At 34.0% G+C, this 16,897-nt stretch carries 14 protein-coding genes; 13 read left to right on the top strand and 1 reads right to left on the bottom strand.

What is annotated here, in order from left to right; translation table 11 throughout:
• The first annotated feature begins 34 nt into the window (after positions 1 to 34).
• The 13 genes from L3049_RS05490 to L3049_RS05430 all read left to right on the top strand — a co-directional run bounded on the left by L3049_RS05490 (position 35) and on the right by L3049_RS05430 (position 15,312).
• The gene (locus L3049_RS05490) at positions 35 to 1,111 is read left to right on the top strand and encodes a GNAT family N-acetyltransferase (protein ID WP_275108795.1); all 1,077 of its coding nucleotides are present in this window, start codon (positions 35 to 37) and stop codon (positions 1,109 to 1,111) included.
• A complete protein-coding gene (locus tag L3049_RS05485; protein WP_275108794.1) occupies positions 1,104 to 2,039 on the top strand; it encodes a polysaccharide deacetylase family protein in 936 nt (311 codons plus the stop codon). The genes L3049_RS05490 and L3049_RS05485 overlap by 8 nt, the downstream gene beginning before the upstream one ends.
• A 46-nt stretch (positions 2,040 to 2,085) precedes the next feature.
• Entirely contained in the window at positions 2,086 to 3,168 is a 1,083-nt protein-coding gene (locus L3049_RS05480; protein ID WP_275108793.1) for a glycosyltransferase family 4 protein, read from the top strand.
• Positions 3,155 to 4,444 (top strand): phenylacetate--CoA ligase family protein, encoded by a 1,290-nt coding sequence (locus L3049_RS05475; protein ID WP_275108792.1) that lies wholly within the window; start codon positions 3,155 to 3,157, stop codon positions 4,442 to 4,444. Before L3049_RS05480 ends, L3049_RS05475 begins: the two co-directional genes overlap by 14 nt.
• Positions 4,445 to 4,493: 49 nt before the next feature.
• Positions 4,494 to 5,762: a phenylacetate--CoA ligase family protein gene (locus tag L3049_RS05470; RefSeq protein ID WP_275108791.1), complete on the top strand. Its 1,269-nt coding sequence runs from the start codon at positions 4,494 to 4,496 to the stop codon at positions 5,760 to 5,762.
• A complete protein-coding gene (locus tag L3049_RS05465) occupies positions 5,762 to 6,862 on the top strand; it encodes a hypothetical protein (protein ID WP_275108790.1) in 1,101 nt (366 codons plus the stop codon). The genes L3049_RS05470 and L3049_RS05465 overlap by 1 nt, the downstream gene beginning before the upstream one ends.
• 27 nt (positions 6,863 to 6,889) lie before the next feature.
• The gene (locus tag L3049_RS05460) at positions 6,890 to 7,969 is read left to right on the top strand and encodes a polysaccharide deacetylase family protein (protein WP_275108789.1); all 1,080 of its coding nucleotides are present in this window, start codon (positions 6,890 to 6,892) and stop codon (positions 7,967 to 7,969) included.
• Between the two features lie 65 nt (positions 7,970 to 8,034).
• Positions 8,035 to 9,237, top strand: coding sequence for a prenyltransferase/squalene oxidase repeat-containing protein (locus tag L3049_RS05455; protein WP_275108788.1), 1,203 nt, complete (start codon positions 8,035 to 8,037; stop codon positions 9,235 to 9,237).
• Positions 9,200 to 9,937, top strand: a complete 738-nt coding sequence (locus tag L3049_RS05450) for a WecB/TagA/CpsF family glycosyltransferase (RefSeq protein ID WP_275108787.1) — start codon at positions 9,200 to 9,202, stop codon at positions 9,935 to 9,937. The genes L3049_RS05455 and L3049_RS05450 overlap by 38 nt, the downstream gene beginning before the upstream one ends.
• A gap of 175 nt (positions 9,938 to 10,112) precedes the next feature.
• Positions 10,113 to 11,516, top strand: a complete 1,404-nt coding sequence (locus tag L3049_RS05445; RefSeq protein WP_275108786.1) for a sugar transferase — start codon at positions 10,113 to 10,115, stop codon at positions 11,514 to 11,516.
• Positions 11,517 to 11,565: 49 nt separating this feature from the next.
• Complete coding sequence (locus L3049_RS05440; protein WP_275108785.1) at positions 11,566 to 12,357, top strand: polysaccharide biosynthesis/export family protein; 792 nt, start codon at positions 11,566 to 11,568, stop codon at positions 12,355 to 12,357.
• A 42-nt stretch (positions 12,358 to 12,399) separates the two neighbouring features.
• A complete protein-coding gene (locus L3049_RS05435) occupies positions 12,400 to 14,787 on the top strand; it encodes a GumC family protein (RefSeq protein WP_275108784.1) in 2,388 nt (795 codons plus the stop codon).
• A 114-nt stretch (positions 14,788 to 14,901) separates the two neighbouring features.
• Positions 14,902 to 15,312, top strand: a complete 411-nt coding sequence (locus L3049_RS05430) for a BT0820 family HAD-type phosphatase (RefSeq protein ID WP_275108783.1) — start codon at positions 14,902 to 14,904, stop codon at positions 15,310 to 15,312.
• 7 nt (positions 15,313 to 15,319) lie between these two features.
• Here L3049_RS05430 and L3049_RS05425 read toward each other — a convergent pair whose 3' ends face one another.
• Positions 15,320 to 16,642 (bottom strand): DEAD/DEAH box helicase, encoded by a 1,323-nt coding sequence (locus L3049_RS05425; protein ID WP_275108782.1) that lies wholly within the window; start codon positions 16,640 to 16,642, stop codon positions 15,320 to 15,322.
• Positions 16,643 to 16,897 lie beyond the last annotated feature (255 nt).

Genomic DNA, 16,897 nt, shown 5'->3' with positions numbered 1-16,897 from the left:
TTAATTAGATGTTTAAGATTTAATTATTCCAAAAATGTATAGTTTCAAACAAGTTTCTCTTAAAGATTTAGAGAGAATTAAATATGAAAGTGAAATGCTTTGTTGTGATTTTGAATGGATTACAAATTGGTATTCTACTTTTGGGAAGGTTGAAAATAATGTGCTTGGATATCATAAAACACCATACATTGTTACTGTCTACAAAGAAGATGTTTTAGTAGCCATTGTTCCTCTCGTAAAATTAGATAGGAAGTATTGCAAATGTATAAAACTGGAATTTGTGGAATTTTTAGGACAGCAATGGGGAAGTTCTGGAAACGATGTGATCACTCTTGAATCCTTAGGTCGTTCGTTTGCTCAAGAACTAAGCGATTGGGTGAAGAAGAATATTAATTATCATTTTTTGTTCCTAAAGTACTTGCCTAAAACAACGGTCTTAAATGAGAAATATAAATTGTACCATTATGCGGGAGAGCCTTTTATACCGGTAAATAGATATGCTGGTTACGAGGATTTTTTACTGAAAGCTTACGCGAAAAGATTCAGAAAACAATTGGATCGTACACTTCGAAAAATAAAACGTGATGGTTTCGAATTAGAGCTATCAACAGAAGAAATTAACGATGCCAATTTCAAGGAAATAAAGAGAATATCAAAAACGAAATTATCAGATGGAAAAGGTTTTGTTTACGGTGATCCTGATAAAGAAGCCTTTTATTTAAAGATGTTTAAGATTTATCAATCGAATGTTCAATTTGTAAAATTCAACAAGCAAGCTATTGCGTATGTAATTAATATCGATTTTAAGGATCAAAGATTAGCAATAGATTGCGCATTTGATCGTGATTACAAGACATATGGAGCAGGAATTCATTGCATGAATTTTAACATCCAGAACAGTTTCAAAAATGGATATGAGAATTATTCATTTGGAGTAGGCTTGGACCCATATAAATTTCAATTTACAAATCAGGCAAAGAGTACTTATATGTGTTTCGATTATAAATTTCGCTTTAAATCATTACTTGCCTTACCGTATTTGTTATACCGAGTAAAAAGAACAGATCATATTGTTTTAGATCAATTACAAAAGCAGGCTCATCATGAATAGCTTCAAAAAAAAGATAGGAGATTTATTAGGCTTCATCGTTATTCTGTTGTTTAAAAATAAGGGTTTAAAGAAGTTTGATAAGCATGTCTTATCAATTTACTTTCACAATCCATCACCTTTTTTATTTAAGGGAATTGTTCGCTTTTTAAGAAGAAATAATTTTAGGTTTATATCAGAGAGTGAGATGCTTATCATGAAACGTACTAGACTAGAGATAGACGAAAGAATGGTATTTATTTCATTTGATGATGGCTGGAAAGGGAATCTGAAATTACTTCCTACAATTGAGAAATATCAAATCCCGATTACAATTTTTGTGCCCGTAAAGCCTGTTGTAACTGGAAATTTTTGGTGGGAATATGCACCTTTTATAATAAAGGAATTTGATGAAATAACGAGCTTAGAAGATTTAAAAGTGATGAGGAACAGCCAAAGAGTAGCATATGTAAATAAGGTTGTTGCCAAGCATGATTTAAAAAGATCAGCAATAGATTTAAGTGATTTACAACTTTTGCACAAACACCCTTTGATAAATATTGGCTCGCATACTTACCATCATCCAATAAGTATAAAGTGTACTGAGGAAGAGTTGGCTTTTGAGTATTCCGATTCAAAAAAGACCTTGGAAGCTTGGTTGAACACCGAAATTAAATCTTTTGCCTATCCTAATGGAGATTACGATGAGAGAGATTTGGAATTGTTAAGTGAAAATAATTATCAAATTGCATTTACGACTAATCCTGCTTTGGAAACAGATGATTTGGGAATTTACGAAGTGCCAAGAGTATCGATAAATACCAAAGGAGGTAAATATGAGAATATTTCTCGAATGCTCGGCTTATGGCATCAGTATGTTCAACCTGTTCAGCAAAGATTTAAATCAGATCGTAAAAATATATCTGTTCAAGTAATTGATCAATATTCGTAGGTAAAAGTAAAGAGGGGCAAAATTATTATTCGATCGAAAATTTAAAATGAAAGAAGTTTTATTTATAGCGCCAGGCAATAAAAATAGCAAAGGTGGAATAGGATTGTGTGTAAACAATTATTCGAAATACATCAATCCATTTAAGCTTATTGTTACGCATCGCTTTGACTCGAAAGTGTTGAATACGATATGGTTCCCTTTGTGTGTTTTGGAGCTCTTCTTTCGTTTGCTAATCGATTCGGAAATTAAAATTGTTCATATTCACGGAGCATCAAAAGGTAGTTTCTATCGGAAATACATCTTGTTTTCATTAGTTGATAAGTTATTCCATAAAAAGATTATTTACCATGTTCATGGTGGCGGTTTTAGAGATTTTTATCTGGAGTCATCAAAATTTATTCAAAAGCGAGTTCGCTATGTTGTGAACAGCGCCGATGTTTTACTTTGTTTATCCGAAAAGTGGAGGCTTTTCTTTTCCAGTGCATTTAAAGCCAAGCGAATTGAAATTCTAAATAACATGATCATTCCACCTAAAAAATCAAATCAACTCCAGATTGAAGGTGAATTACAATTGCTATTTCTGGGTTTAATTGGCGATAACAAAGGAATTTTTGATTTGTTAAAAACTTTAGCAAAAAATCGGGAAGTATTTACAGGGAAAATCAATTTAAGAATTGCTGGAAATGGAGAAGTATCAAGACTAAAGCAAGCAATTTCAAATTGGAAATTAGATGAAATAGTTCAGTTTGTAGGTTGGGTTGATGCTGAAAAGAAAGACGAATTGTTGAGGTCATCTCATGTATTTATTTTGCCATCATACAAGGAAGGATTACCGCTATCTATTTTGGAAGCAATGAGTTATTCTCTTCCGATTATATCGAGTAATGCAGGAGGAATTCCTGATTTAATACACAAATATAAAAATGGAATTTTAGTTGATGCAGGTAATCAACAAGAGATTAAAAATGCCATTTTGAGGTTGTTAGACAAAAAAAACCTTATCCAGGTTTACTCTGAAAGGTCAGCAAAAGGTGTTGTTGATTTTTATCCACACAGCGTATTAAAAACTCTATTTTCTATCTACCATGAGTTACAGGGGAGTAAGGGATTACTTATTGAGCAAAATTAAATTTGGTTACGGCTTTTCGAAAGAACTGCGAAGAATAACCAATTTATACTCAATTAGCGAATCAGAATTATCCGATTTAAAGCATCAGGAATTCGTGAAGCAATATCGCAACGCATTTAAAAATTCAAAGTTTTATGCGAAGCTATATCAAGAACACGGATTGAAACTTGATTCTGTTAAATCTATCGATGATGCTGAAAAAATTCCAATTATTACCAAGGAAGATATTCGTCATCGAGTGGATGAATTGCTTACAAGTAGCAAACTGTTTGTTTATACTGCCTACACAAGTGGGACAACCGGTTCTCCTTTAAAATTATACAGGGATTATCAATCGGTTTGTAAGGAGTATTCTTACGGATATCATTACCAAACATCTCATGGATACCAATTGGGCGATAAGGTAGTTTCATTAAAGGGAGATTTAAATAAAAAAGAAATTTCACGATTCGATCGTTCGTTGAATACCTTGCATTTATCGAGCTATAATTTGAATCAATCCAACATTAAAAAATACCATCAATTGATAAAAGATTTCAATCCGAAGGTGGTGAAAGCTTATCCTAGTTCCTTACAGATTTTGGCAGTTGAATTGTATAAGGCAGGTTTGAATTTACACATTCCAATAGCCTTTACATCATCGGAGGTATTGCACGATTTTCAACGCACAATTATAGAAAAAGTGTTGCAAACAAAGGTTTTTGATTGGTATGGGAACTCGGAACAAACCATCGCCTTAGGTCAGGTAAAGAAGGAACTGTATCAGGATATTCCTCTGTATGGACATATAGAGGTCAAAGAGAAATGTATTGTCACAACTGGTTTTATTAACAAGTCGTTTCCATTAATACGATATCAGATTGACGATGTTATAAAATTAAAATGCGATAGTAGCTGCATTCGCTGTTGCACAAGTAGAATTTTAGGTCGAGATAATCAGTATGTTTTGCTAAAAAGTGGTCAGCAAATTGGACTTTTAGATCATGCCTTTAATTTCAGTAATGTGAAAAATATATTAGGAGCTCAAATCGTACAGGATGTTCCTGGTGAAATAAATTTGAATATCATACCTGATTGTAATTTTACCGACAATAATAAAGAGGAATTAATCAGGAATTTAGTAGACCTGTTAGGCGAGGATTGTAAAATTCATTATCAGGTGATTACGGAAGATCAAATTATTCGAACGAATTCAGGGAAATACAATCTAATGGTTTCGAATATAAAATTAAGTGAAAGAAATCAAGTGATAAATGAGATTCTGCACGAGGCATAGTCCGTATTTATTAGATGATCGTCACGAAGATTAACTTTAATTTTTGAACATGAGTTATCGATTAATTAAAGATTTAATTGCATATAGGATAAAGTTCGGAAGTGGTTTCGAAAGAGAGCTTAGAAAAATTATTGGCTTAGGGGAATGTTCTAAGCAAGAATTAATGGATTTAAAAGAGCAGGAGTTTGTAAGTCAGTTTCAGAATGCTTTCACGAATTCAAAATTTTATAAAAATCTGTATCAATCACATGGAATTACTATTGATACGGTTAAGACCTTAGCGGATGCAAGCAAGCTTCCAATAATAGATAAGAAAACGGTTAGAGAGAATAGTGCAGATATCTTAACAAGATGTAAGTTGACAGTTTTTAAAGCCTATTCGAGTGGAACTACAGGAACTCCATTACAGGTTTATAGAGACTTTAGTTCTACCATAAAGGAATATGCATATGGCCATTATTTTCAGCAAATGCATGGTTATAATCTTGGCGATCGAGTTGTTTCTTTGCGTGGAACCTTAGATAGAAACACACTTTCTTACGTTGATAAGAGCAATAATGTACTCTACATTTCTAGTTTTCATTTGAATACCAATAAAATAGATGAGATTTATCAATTGATTAACGATTTTCAGCCAAAAGTTATAAAGGCATACCCTAGTTCAATGCACATTTTGGCTACTGAATTACTTAAAACGGGTAGAGAATTAAACATTCCAATAGCATTCACATCATCGGAAGTATTACATGGGTTTCAGCGAGATTTAGTAGAAAGAGTTCTGCATACTAAAATATATGATTGGTACGGAAATGCAGAACAAACAGTAGCATTTGGTCAATTTGATGATTGTATGTATCGGGAATTTCCCTTGTATTCTCATACTGAATTTGAAGATAAACATCTAATTACAACAGGATTTATAAATACGGTTTTTCCTTTGATTCGATATAAGGTTGATGATGTTGTTCAATTAGCTCCATCTAGCAATGGTATTTGTGTTGTTGAAAAAATTGAGGGAAGAGATGATGATTATGTGATTTTGAAAGATGGTCAGAAAATAGGAAGATTGGATTTGGCTTTTAAGCAAGTAAATGAACTTTTAGCTGCTCAAATTATTCAAGAAAAGGTTGGCGAAATCATTGTTAACATTATTCCAGACAAGGGATTTACAAAGTTGCATTGTGAGAGTATAGAACAAAATTTAAGGAATTTATTGGGGCCAGATTGTTTATTGAGATTTGAAAAAATAGAGACCAATCAATTGATAAGAAGCGATAAAGGAAAGTTCAACTTAGTAGTTTCTCAACTGAAAAAGTAATGAGAGTAAGCAAAAAAGAAATTTTGATTATTGGAGCAGGTCCGCAAGCCTTGTTTTTGGTTCGAGAATACAGTCGATTGGCTTATGATGTGACGCTTGTTGGCCGAGAAAATGAGATTGCCATGCATTCTCGTTATGGCAAAAAAATTAAGCTTGAAAACGAGCAAGATTTAATCACACAATTGTCTCGATTAGCCGAATCCAAAAAAGGAATGGATTGTTGGGTAGCGAGTGGTTTTTATTTAGCTTTTTTGATGGATCGTTATCCTGAATTTTTTAATCAGTTTAATGTACTCCCGAAAGACCAAGAAGCTTTATCGGTTTTTCTAAATAAGCTAAACACTTATCAGCTAGCAGAGAAAGTTAATTGCAAATACCCAAAGTCAATCATTCTTAGTGATTTAAACGATGAAACTGATTATGATTTAATACAATTTCCGCAGATAGTAAAGTGGAACCAAGACATTTTTCTTTATGAAAAACCAGGATTTAAAACTTGTTTGGTGCACAGTGTAAAGGAGTTGAAAAATCTCCATCAAACCTTAATCAAGAAAGAAAAAGAAGCACTTGTAATGCAAGCTTATCTAGGCGAAGATTTAGAAAATAATTTTTCATACGGTGCTTATTTTCAAAAGGGGCAATTAGTTGCAGGAATTTGTGTTAACGAGGTTCGGCATTTTCGATCAGGAGTTTCTTCGGTGGTAGAAGAATACACAGGAGAATTTTCAGATCTAATTGCTGGTAAGTCTATTGACTTAATAGGTCAGACACAGTTTACGGGTTTTTTGGATGTAGAATTTAAAATTTACAATGGCGAAGCGTATTTGTTAGAGGTGAATCCTAGACCATTTGGTTTTATAAAAATAATGAAACTAAAATACCCCGATTTAATACCATTTATTCTTGGAGAGAAAAAGAGTCATAGCAAAAATCCAAAACCTGTAAAATGGATGAATGTTTTGCGAGACTGTGTTTTAATTGCTAAAAAACCTAGCAAGGTTCTACACATGTTATCCATTCTGTTTGATTTTAGCAATCGAACATTGGATGTCTGGGATATCAGTGATCTTAAGCCATTTTTCTATCAGGTAAAACGTTAAATCAACATTAAAATTCGATATAAATTAATGACTACTCTTTGTCTTACGCTTGATTACGAATTGTTTGGATCTGGTCGGGGAAATGTGTTTCAGCACATGATTGAACCAACCAATAGAATGTTAAAAATCTGTCAAGAGCACAACATTAAATTGACCATTTTTTTTGAAGTCGTAGAATATTGGAAAATCAAGGAAGCTTATGAGAATGGGATTAGCATGGGGTATGATTCCAATCCTGCAGAAGCCATAGAGGAACAACTTAAAAGAGCTTACAAGCTTGGGCACGATGTACAATTGCATTTGCATCCTCAATGGATTGATGCCAAATATGTGAATGAAGCATGGGAATTGAATTTAGACTATTGGAGATTGCCAGAAGTGCCAGATCATGCCAATGAATCCATTAGTATGGGATTATCTGATTTGCTTCGTTCTGGAAAGGAAACTTTAGAAGCCCTTTTACAAAATGATCATCCAGAATACAAATGCAATATTCTAAGAGCTGGAGGTTACAACATCGATCCATCAGAAAGATTGTTGAAGGTCTTACAGGAGCATTCATTTATTGCTGATAGCTCAGTTTATTATGGAGGAAAGGCAGAAGGAAATTTATCGCGCTACGATTATTCTAATATTTCAGATTCAAAAGCCTATTGGTATACTACAGAGGATTCTTTGCTAACGACCAATGGGAAAAGCAGTGGTTTTTTAGAATTGCCAATTTACGCAAAAACAAAGCGACGATTTTTAAAATACGATACCGTAAGAGTAAAGTCTGCAATGCAGAATAAAGCCAATTCCATTGAGAAATTTAAGAACAATAGTGCCAAGAAATCAAAATTGGAAACGCTAATGTTCTTGCTGCAAAAAGAGGCTTTAACCTGGGACTTTTGTCTGTTCTCAAAACGAAAAATGAAAAGTTTTTTAAATTCGGCAGTAAAGCTGCAAAAGCAATCTGCAATGCTATTTCATCCTTTTGTTTTGGTGGGTCATCCAAAAGATTTCTATTACAGTGATGCCTTACTTTTTTTGGCAAAACAATCGACTAAAAAAAATCTGGATTTTGTTACCATTACTGATTTAGTGAACAAAATTAAGCAACAATAATTTTTTACTCCAATTACCTCAGTAGAGGTTTTTATCCATCTCGCTTAAGAATAATTTCAAATTTAATGTATAAACAAAGCTTTGAGAAACTTCGCACGTACGTTGAAGAACAAGAATATAAAGGCTGGGACCCATATGATGGTTTGAATTCTAGGTTATTCCAGGCAATGCCTTTTGTGAAAAACAGTAGGCTAATGCGATTGGTTTGGATTCAATTTTTCAAAAAAAGCCCAATGAATTTCCGGGGTCTTACGAGAGTTGAGAAAGCATATAACCCTAAAGGTCTTGGTTTATTTCTTAGTGGTTATTGCAAGCTCTATCAATTCGATCGAACACAGGAAGTAAGATCCCGGATTCGTTTTTTAAGCGACAAGTTATTGGAATTGCAATCGAAAAATTGGTCGGGGCCATGTTGGGGATACAACTTTGACTGGCAAGCTCGAGCATTTTTTCAACCCAAGGGAACACCATCGGTGGTTGTTACAACTTATGTTGGATCAGCTTTATTAGATGCATATGAAATATTGGGCGATCAAAAATTATTAGAAACAGCTATAAATATCAAGGACTTTATATTAAAGGATTTAAATCGGACTTATGATGGGAATGGCGATTTTTGTTTCTCTTATTCACCTTTAGATGAGACGCAAGTTTACAATGCTTCGCTATTGGGTAGTAGGATGTTATCTCGCATATATCATTACACAAAAGACAAAGAGGTAATTGCCTGTGCCAAACAATCGGTTCAGTATTGTATCAATCATCAAAATGAGGATGGTTCCTGGTCATATGGCAATTTGCATTATCATCGATGGATTGATAATTTTCATACTGGCTTTAATCTGGAAGCATTATCTGAGTATAGAAAGTACGCACAAGATTCTTCATTCGATCAGCAAATACAAATAGGATTGGATTACTATCTAAAGAACTTTTTCTCGGAAGATGGAACGCCAAAATATTATACCAATTCGGTTTATCCAATTGACATTCATTGTCCAGCACAATTGCCAATTACGCTTCGCAGTTTAAACGTTTTAGAACAGAATAAAGAATTAGTCGACCGTGTTTTAAATTGGACAATAAGTAATCTTCAAGATGAATCTGGATATTTCTATTTCCAATCAGGAAAAAGAGGAAAAAATAAGATTCCATACATACGATGGGCACAGGCTTGGATGTTTTTAGCCTTGTCAAATTACTTAGCAATCACCTTAAAAACGCCGGAATATGAGAAAGAGAATTACGATAATGAATTCGCCGGTTGATGTTCTAACAATGGAGGAAACCCTTCATTTAATAGATGATTCGATTAGGGATAAGAAGCCAATTCAGCACATTGTGGTTAATGCAGCCAAGCTGGTTAACATGCAAAGTGATGAAGAATTGTACGAGTCGGTCGTTTCAAGTGATATTATAAATGCTGATGGTATGGCAGTCGTGTGGGCTTCAGGAATGTTGGGCGAAGCTTTACCAGAAAGAGTTTCAGGAGTCGATTTGATGCAAGAATTAGTGATTTTGGCAGCAGAGAAAAACTACAGAATTTTCTTTTTTGGAGGTAAAGAAGAGGTCGTTACTGAGGTAGTTCGCAAGTACACTTCTGTTTTTGGAAAAGAAGTAATAGCTGGTTATCGAAATGGCTATTTCCAAAAAGAGGAAGAAGGAGTTATTGCTGATCAAATTGCCGAATCGAAAGCCGATATTTTATTTGTAGCAATCAGTTCTCCAACAAAGGAGATATTTCTAAATACCTATAAAGATCAATTAAAAGTTCCATTTATTATGGGCGTTGGAGGATCTTTTGATGTGGTAGCAGGAAAAGTAAAACGAGCTCCCGTTTGGATGCAAAATGCAGGATTGGAATGGTTCTACAGAATTTTACAAGAACCACGAAGAATGTGGAAAAGATATCTGGTAACCAATACCTTATTTATCTATTATATCCTAAAAGAGAAGTTACGGAGATAATAATAGCAGAGAACTAGTTAGAATATGATTTTACAGTTCTTGATTATACGATGAATGAATTTTCATGAACTCAACCTCATGAAAATATTTAGAAAGCAAGTTGAGATTGACTAACCATCAATAGAAAAAATCGAACTGCTTTTTTAATTAAAACTCACTTTAAAACCTTACAACCATGATTAAAGGAAGAGAACAAACCCTTGCTCGTTTGAGTACCCTCGTGCAAGTAAGTTTATCAGTCGCTTGTTATTGGGTTGTTGCTTGGGCAGTCAACACATTTTTAAAGCCAATAAATATTGATGTTCACGATAACAACACAATTTATTTGCTGATAATTGCCATTTGGTATACGCTAATAAAGGAATTAAACCTTGGTAAGATGCTCAGAGTAAAGACTTATTCTGAGTTGTTCGCAGAATACTTTGCTTTAGTAGTCTTAAGTTCAGGTTTACTGTATTTAGGAAGCTTATTCTTAACAGAGTCAGTACCAACTTTAATTCTAGCTCTATTCGCATGTTTGAACTTAATTCTTCTGTTTGGATTTAGAATGTTGAGTTATAAACTCTTTAAATTAATAAGAGGGAAGGGTTTTAATACGCGAAATGTTTTAATCGTTGCCGATGATGAGTCCTATTTGCATTTTATCGACCGGATGTTGTTTATTCGCGATTGGGGATATAATGTTTGGGCAATAATGTCTGATGGTAAACAAATTAAAAATAAGTATGAATCTCATGTGCGTGTTCTGCATGAGCATTTTCAGTTAACTGAAATAATTGATGCGAATGTTGTAGATGAGGTTATTTATTGCAAAGGTAAATTTGATAATGAAGAAGTACGAGCTTTGATTTATGCCTGTTCGGAAGTTGGCGTAACTTTTAGAGTGTATTCCGATTTGTTAAGTGTTGTTAGTCAGCGTTCCCATCTTACCTACTTTAAAGAATTACCATTCTTAACCTTTGCTAATAATACAAAAAATTACTTTGCTTTAAAGGTGAAAGAACTTCTTGATTTTTTCTTTTCCTTTCTTATTGTTGTGCTGATTTCACCAGTTTTATTAGCAATTTCTGTGGCTATAAAAATTGAAGATGGAGGTCCTATTTTTTTCAGACAAAGACGAGTTGGGCTAAACGGTAGGATCTTTTATTGTTTGAAATTCAGAACGATGGTTATGAATGCCGAAGCACTTCGTGTAAAGCTTGAAAGTCAAAATGAGCAATCAGGTCCCGTTTTTAAAATAAAAAACGACCCAAGGGTAACTCGAGTAGGTCGTTTTTTGCGCAAGACTTCGCTTGATGAATTGCCACAATTTTTTAATGTTTTAAAAGGTGAAATGTCGATTGTTGGACCTCGACCACCTATTCCTTCAGAAGTACAACAATATCAACGTTGGCAACGCCGAAGATTGAGTATGAAACCTGGAATCACATGTATTTGGCAAGTATCCGGTCGAAACAACATTCCTTTCGAGGAATGGATGAAGTTGGATATGCTTTACATCGATACCTGGTCATTAAAATTAGATTTAATATTATTTATCAGCACCATTAAAGTTGTGTTCACTGGTGAAGGTCAATAGTATTAAACCCTCTATAATTATTAAATAATAAACCAAAAAAACCAAGACCATGCAAAAAAAGTATTTACTCTTAATGGGACTCATTATAGTAATGAGCATCATTTCCTGTCGATCGAAAAAGGAATTAGTTTATCTACAAGATGTTGAGGCTGAAATATTGGCTCCGGAATATGGGACGAAAATTCCTGATTATCGAATCCGAACCAATGATAATTTATTTGTAAGTATTAAATCATTAAATCCTGAAGTCAATCAATTGTATAACCCTGCTCAAAGCACGGGAGGCCAGCAAGGATCTCAGCAGCTGTATAGTCAGCAATCGGATCAGTATTTAAATGGTTATTTGGTCGATTCGAAAGGGAACATTTCGCTTCCTATTTTGGGAAGTGTTGGAATTGCTGGATTGACACAAGCAGAGGCTCAGTCTAAAGTACAAGAAAGAGCAAACGAATACCTAAAAGATGCGAGTGTAAGAGTAAAATTATTAAATTACAAAGTAAGTGTAATGGGAGAGGTAACAACTCCTGGCGTCTATTACAATTACAACAGTAGTTTAACCGTTTTGGAAGCAATAAGTATGGCGAATGGCATTACTGATTATGCAAAAATTAATCGTGTTTTGGTGATGCGTACAACAGAAGATAGAAGTCAAACATACCGTCTTGATTTAACGAAGAAGAATTTTTTGAAATCAGAAGCTTTCTTTTTGCAGCCTAATGATGTAGTGTACGTTGAGCCGCATAAAATAAAAAACACAAATATGAATTCGGCTATTTATAGCCTCTTGCTGTCTACTGTATCTACTGCAGTATTGATAACAAGTTTAATAATAGCTAATTAAGCGATGTTGCTTGGTGATTATTCTAACAAAAAATAGATCTCTATGAAATATGTAGATGATGTAATGGACTACTTTGAAAAAAAGGATGGTCCTGATGTGAAGGAATTTCTTTACCGACTGCTATCGCAATGGAAGGTGTTTGCAGTTTGTGGAGCGTTAGGAATTTTACTGGCCTATTTTATCAGTAAGTATTCTAATCCTGTTTACATGATGAGGAGTTCACTTTTGATTCATGTTGATGCGGAAGAAACGAGTGCTAAAAGTATGTTTGATGGTTATAAAATTCAAGATAAAGCCAACATACAGAATCATGTGGAAATTCTTAAGTCGTATACTCTAAATCGTAAGGCAATGGAAAATTTGGCTTGGAATCATTCCTGGTTCAAAAAGCAATTGTTTTCGAGTAAGGGAATGTATCGTAATGAACCATTTGAACTAGTGCAACTAGAAGGAAGAAATCTTACGAAATTACCAATCTCAATAGTTCAAATTGATGATCATACTTATCGAATAAGTGTGGATGGAAAAGCTGAATATAAGGGTGAAGAAATAGATCTTAAGTTCGAGAAAATTGCATTTTTTGAAAGACCATTTAAGAATAAATATTTCCATTTTCTGGTAAAGAAAAAACAAAGGAAGAAGAATCTGAATGAGAATTACTATTTCGTATTTAATAACTTAGATCAATTAACACTTGCGTACATGGAGAGTATGACCATAAGTGTTGCTGAGAAAAAAGCAGAATTAATTCATTTAAGAGTTGACAATAGTGAGCCTTCAAGAGGAGTTGATTATTTGAATGAACTGAATTGGGTATACATTCAATTTGGATTGATTGAGAAAAATAAGAAATCAGAAAGAACAGTTCGTTTTATTGATTCTCAACTAGACGGAATTGTTGATTCTTTACAAATGGCGGGTCAAAGCGTAACCAACTTCAGATCTAGAAATCGAATTGTAGATTTGGGACAGGAAGCAGGTGTTGTGGTTGCAAAAATGGGGGAATTAGAAAGTCAGTTATCCAAAGCTCAAATTACTTTGGATTACTATGAGAATCTCTCACAAAATTTAGGTGATGCGAACCAGATGAAGCAAGTTGTTGCGCCATCCATATCAGGAATTACAGATCCTTCCTTAGATGCTTTAGTTTCGAAATTGACCGATTTGTATGGGAAAAGAGAGGTGTTGTCATACAGTGTTCAGGCTAAAAATCCAAGCCTGGTAATTTTGAATAAGGAAATTCAGCTAATGCAACAAAGTTTAGAGGAGAATTTGCAAAGCATGGTTGCTAACTCCCGAATTGAAGTTCAAAGCTTGAGTGGAAGAATGGAAAAGGTGAAAGGGCAATTGGCTCGTATGCCTAAAAATGAGCAGAAGTTGGTGAGCATGAAAAGGAATTTCGATCTCAACAATGAGCTTTATACTTTCCTATTGAAAAAGAGAGCAGAAGCCGCAATTGCAAAAGCTTCTAATGTTTCCGATTCTCAAATTATCGATCCAGCACGATTGGCTACTATTGTAAAAATAAAACCCAAAACAGCTATCAATCTACTTATTGGTATGTTTTTAGGAATTGGTTTGCCTTTTTTGATTATCATTTTAAAAGAATTTTTTAATGATAATATTCAAAGCAAGGAGGAGTTGATGAAAAAAACTCAATTGCCAATAATGGGTAGTTTAGCACATAACAATTACAACGAAGCAGTACCGGTATTTTCTCATCCAAGATCAGCTATTTCTGAATCATTTAGGACTTTACGGACAAATTTAAATTATGTATTGCCTGATAATCCAACCAAAATTATTGGCATTCATTCGACTGTTCCCGAAGAAGGAAAATCCTTTACAACAGTTAATTTGGCAACTATCGTGGCAATGAACAACAAAAAGGTATTGTTAATTGGAGCTGATTTAAGAAAACCAAAAGTTGATTTAGCTTTTGATTTAAACAATAAGATTGGTCTGAGTACTTATTTAATTAATCACAGTACAAGGAGCGAGATTATTCAGAAAACACCAATAAGTAATCTTTTTTGTGTAACATCTGGGCCTGTACCACCAAATCCTGCTGAGCTATTGGAAAATGGTAGGTTTGAGCGATTTTTATTGGAAGTAAAGGGCAAATACGATTATATTTTTATTGATAATGCTCCACTTTCGATGGTTACAGATGGCATTATTACTGGGAAGTATGTCGATGCTAATTTATTTGTTTTTCGCCAAGGCTTTAGTCATCGCGATCAAATTGATTTTGTAAATCAGATAGCAGCTAAAAAAACCTTATCAAATGTATCACTTGTATTGAACGACGTAGCGGTGAATGGTACTTACGGTAAGTTTGGTGCTGGAGCGAATGGAAATGGATATTATTACGAGGATGAATCGCCTGGAGTCGTGAAGCGACTTTGGGAAAAAGTCTCGAGTAATTAAAATAAAGAAATGGCCTGAATTATTATTCAGGCCATTTTTTTGTTTGCTATTCATTGAAAAAGAACGAAATAATTCCATATTTTTATTACATATTGTTTCTCAAACTTCCTCTATATGATAATTGCTGTAGATTTTGATGGCACGATTGTGCAACACAAATATCCTGAAATAGGTGCAGAAATTCCTTTTGCAATTGAGAGTCTACTTGCCTTGCAGCAGGAAGGGCACCAACTTATTTTGTGGACATACAGAACAGGAGATATGCTTTTTGAGGCGGTTGATTTTTGCGAAACCAGAGGATTAGAATTCTACTCTGTGAATAGCAATTTCCCTGAAGAAGAGTTTGATGATACAATTAGCCGAAAAATTTATGCCGATTTGTATATCGATGATCGAAATATTGGAGGATTGCTTGATTGGACTGATATGTACAGAATGATTTCAACCAAAAAGCCAGATCCTTCAACAGAATCTGGCTCTAAAAATAGGTTTATGGGGTTTTTAGATAAAATATTTCGTGATTAGCTAATGGCTAGTACGAAATTTGAATTCTAGCTTTTTTCTTTTTAATTCGATCGTTATTTAATCTGCGAGCCAATTTTTCGCCTAATCCTCTTTTTACAGCAACAAAAGTAGAATGATCTAGAACGTCAATCTTTCCTAATTCGTCTTTCTTAAGATTTCCGACTCTACAAAAGAAGCCAACGATGTCTATTTTATTAACTTTTTCTTTTTTACCAAGACTTACATAAAGAGTTTCCCATGCTGGTTGCGAAGGAAGAGGTAATTCATCCGATAACTCAAGAATCTCAATGTCTTCAGGAATAAAATCAGGTGTGTTTTCTTCTTCAGCAAGCACCAAATAAGAAGTTCCTTCTGCATTCATTCGAGCAGTTCTTCCATTTCTATGAACAAAAGCTTCTTCTACTCTTGGCAGTTGATAATGAATTACGTTTTTAATTTCAGGAATATCCAATCCTCTTGATGCCAAATCGGTAACGATTAAGAGGTTGTGGCTACCATTTCTGAATTTCAACAGGGCCTTTTCTCTCTCGTCCTGTTCCAAACCTCCATGAAAAATATCACATTGAATACCTTCATTTAAAAAGTGTTTTCCAATTCGTTCAACGGCATCTCTATGATTACAGAATACTAAACTAGTCTGACTATCGAGATGACACACTAAATTAAAAAGAGCAGCAAGCTTATCTTTTTCAACCGAAATAACTTTTTTCTGAGCCAAAGCCATTGGTTTGGTCTTTGGGCTAAAGTCTAAATAAATTGGGGAATTTAGTTTTGCAAATTCAGGAATCTCTATTTGATTGGTTGCAGAAGTCAACACTTTCTTTATATTTTCAGGTAGTGACAAAGTAACTTCCTTCATTTCTCTCTGAAAACCTAATTCTAAGGCTTTATCAAATTCATCTAAAATTAAAGTTTTGATGTTACTACAATCAAAATTATTACGACGAATGTGATCTCCAATTCTTCCTGGAGTACCTACTAAAACAGCAGGAGGATTTTTTAAATTGTTTTTTTCCGTAGACATTGGATGCCCTCCATAACAACAATTTACCTTGAAATTAGTTCCCATACTTTTAAAAACAGTCTCTATCTGTAAAGAAAGTTCTCGAGCAGGAGTTAAGATTAAAACTTGAACGCCATTAACCTCAGAGTCTAGCTGTTCAAGCATAGGCAATAGAAAAGCTAAGGTCTTTCCAGATCCGGTAGGAGATGTAAGTAGTAAATCACAATCCTTTTCATATGATTTAGCACATTCTAATTGCATCTCATTCAATTTTTGAATTGATAAGCGCTTTAGTATTTTCTGAATTTCCTCGTTTTTTTCTTGCATGGCGCAAAGGTAACAAAAACTCAATGAGCAGAAAGCTTAAAAGGTGAATTGTAAGCACTCTAAAAATTTAGTTCTTTCAATTTGCAAGTTATTTGCAGATTTTGGTTCCTAAAATGCATTCTTTGATGGTAGTTTGGTAGTTGCATTTTTCTTTGAATGCACTATATTATATCAGTATCAATTGCATAAACCATTATTTTTGAATCAGAATTGATTGTTTTTATTCAAGCAGTAAAATTTGTAGGTTTGTGTTAT

This window comes from Labilibaculum sp. DW002 (assembly GCF_029029525.1).
In the GTDB taxonomy this organism is placed as follows: domain Bacteria; phylum Bacteroidota; class Bacteroidia; order Bacteroidales; family Marinifilaceae; genus Paralabilibaculum; species Paralabilibaculum antarcticum.
The sequence above is the reverse complement of the archived record's forward strand: the minus strand, read 5'-3'. Positions and strand labels throughout refer to the sequence as shown.

Excerpts from the sequence above, each read along its gene's own strand:
- L3049_RS05490 (WP_275108795.1), top strand. The coding sequence starts at position 35 with ATGTATAGTTTCAAACAAGTTTCTCTTAAAGATTTAGAGAGAATTAAA.
- L3049_RS05485 (WP_275108794.1), top strand. The coding sequence starts at position 1,104 with ATGAATAGCTTCAAAAAAAAGATAGGAGATTTATTAGGCTTCATCGTT.
- L3049_RS05480 (WP_275108793.1), top strand. The coding sequence starts at position 2,086 with ATGAAAGAAGTTTTATTTATAGCGCCAGGCAATAAAAATAGCAAAGGT.
- L3049_RS05470 (WP_275108791.1), top strand. The coding sequence starts at position 4,494 with ATGAGTTATCGATTAATTAAAGATTTAATTGCATATAGGATAAAGTTC.
- L3049_RS05465 (WP_275108790.1), top strand. The coding sequence starts at position 5,762 with ATGAGAGTAAGCAAAAAAGAAATTTTGATTATTGGAGCAGGTCCGCAA.
- L3049_RS05460 (WP_275108789.1), top strand. The coding sequence starts at position 6,890 with ATGACTACTCTTTGTCTTACGCTTGATTACGAATTGTTTGGATCTGGT.
- L3049_RS05455 (WP_275108788.1), top strand. The coding sequence starts at position 8,035 with ATGTATAAACAAAGCTTTGAGAAACTTCGCACGTACGTTGAAGAACAA.
- L3049_RS05450 (WP_275108787.1), top strand. The coding sequence starts at position 9,200 with ATGAGAAAGAGAATTACGATAATGAATTCGCCGGTTGATGTTCTAACA.
- L3049_RS05445 (WP_275108786.1), top strand. The coding sequence starts at position 10,113 with ATGATTAAAGGAAGAGAACAAACCCTTGCTCGTTTGAGTACCCTCGTG.
- L3049_RS05440 (WP_275108785.1), top strand. The coding sequence starts at position 11,566 with ATGCAAAAAAAGTATTTACTCTTAATGGGACTCATTATAGTAATGAGC.
- L3049_RS05435 (WP_275108784.1), top strand. The coding sequence starts at position 12,400 with ATGAAATATGTAGATGATGTAATGGACTACTTTGAAAAAAAGGATGGT.
- L3049_RS05430 (WP_275108783.1), top strand. The coding sequence starts at position 14,902 with ATGATAATTGCTGTAGATTTTGATGGCACGATTGTGCAACACAAATAT.
- L3049_RS05425 (WP_275108782.1), bottom strand. The coding sequence starts at position 16,642 with ATGCAAGAAAAAAACGAGGAAATTCAGAAAATACTAAAGCGCTTATCA.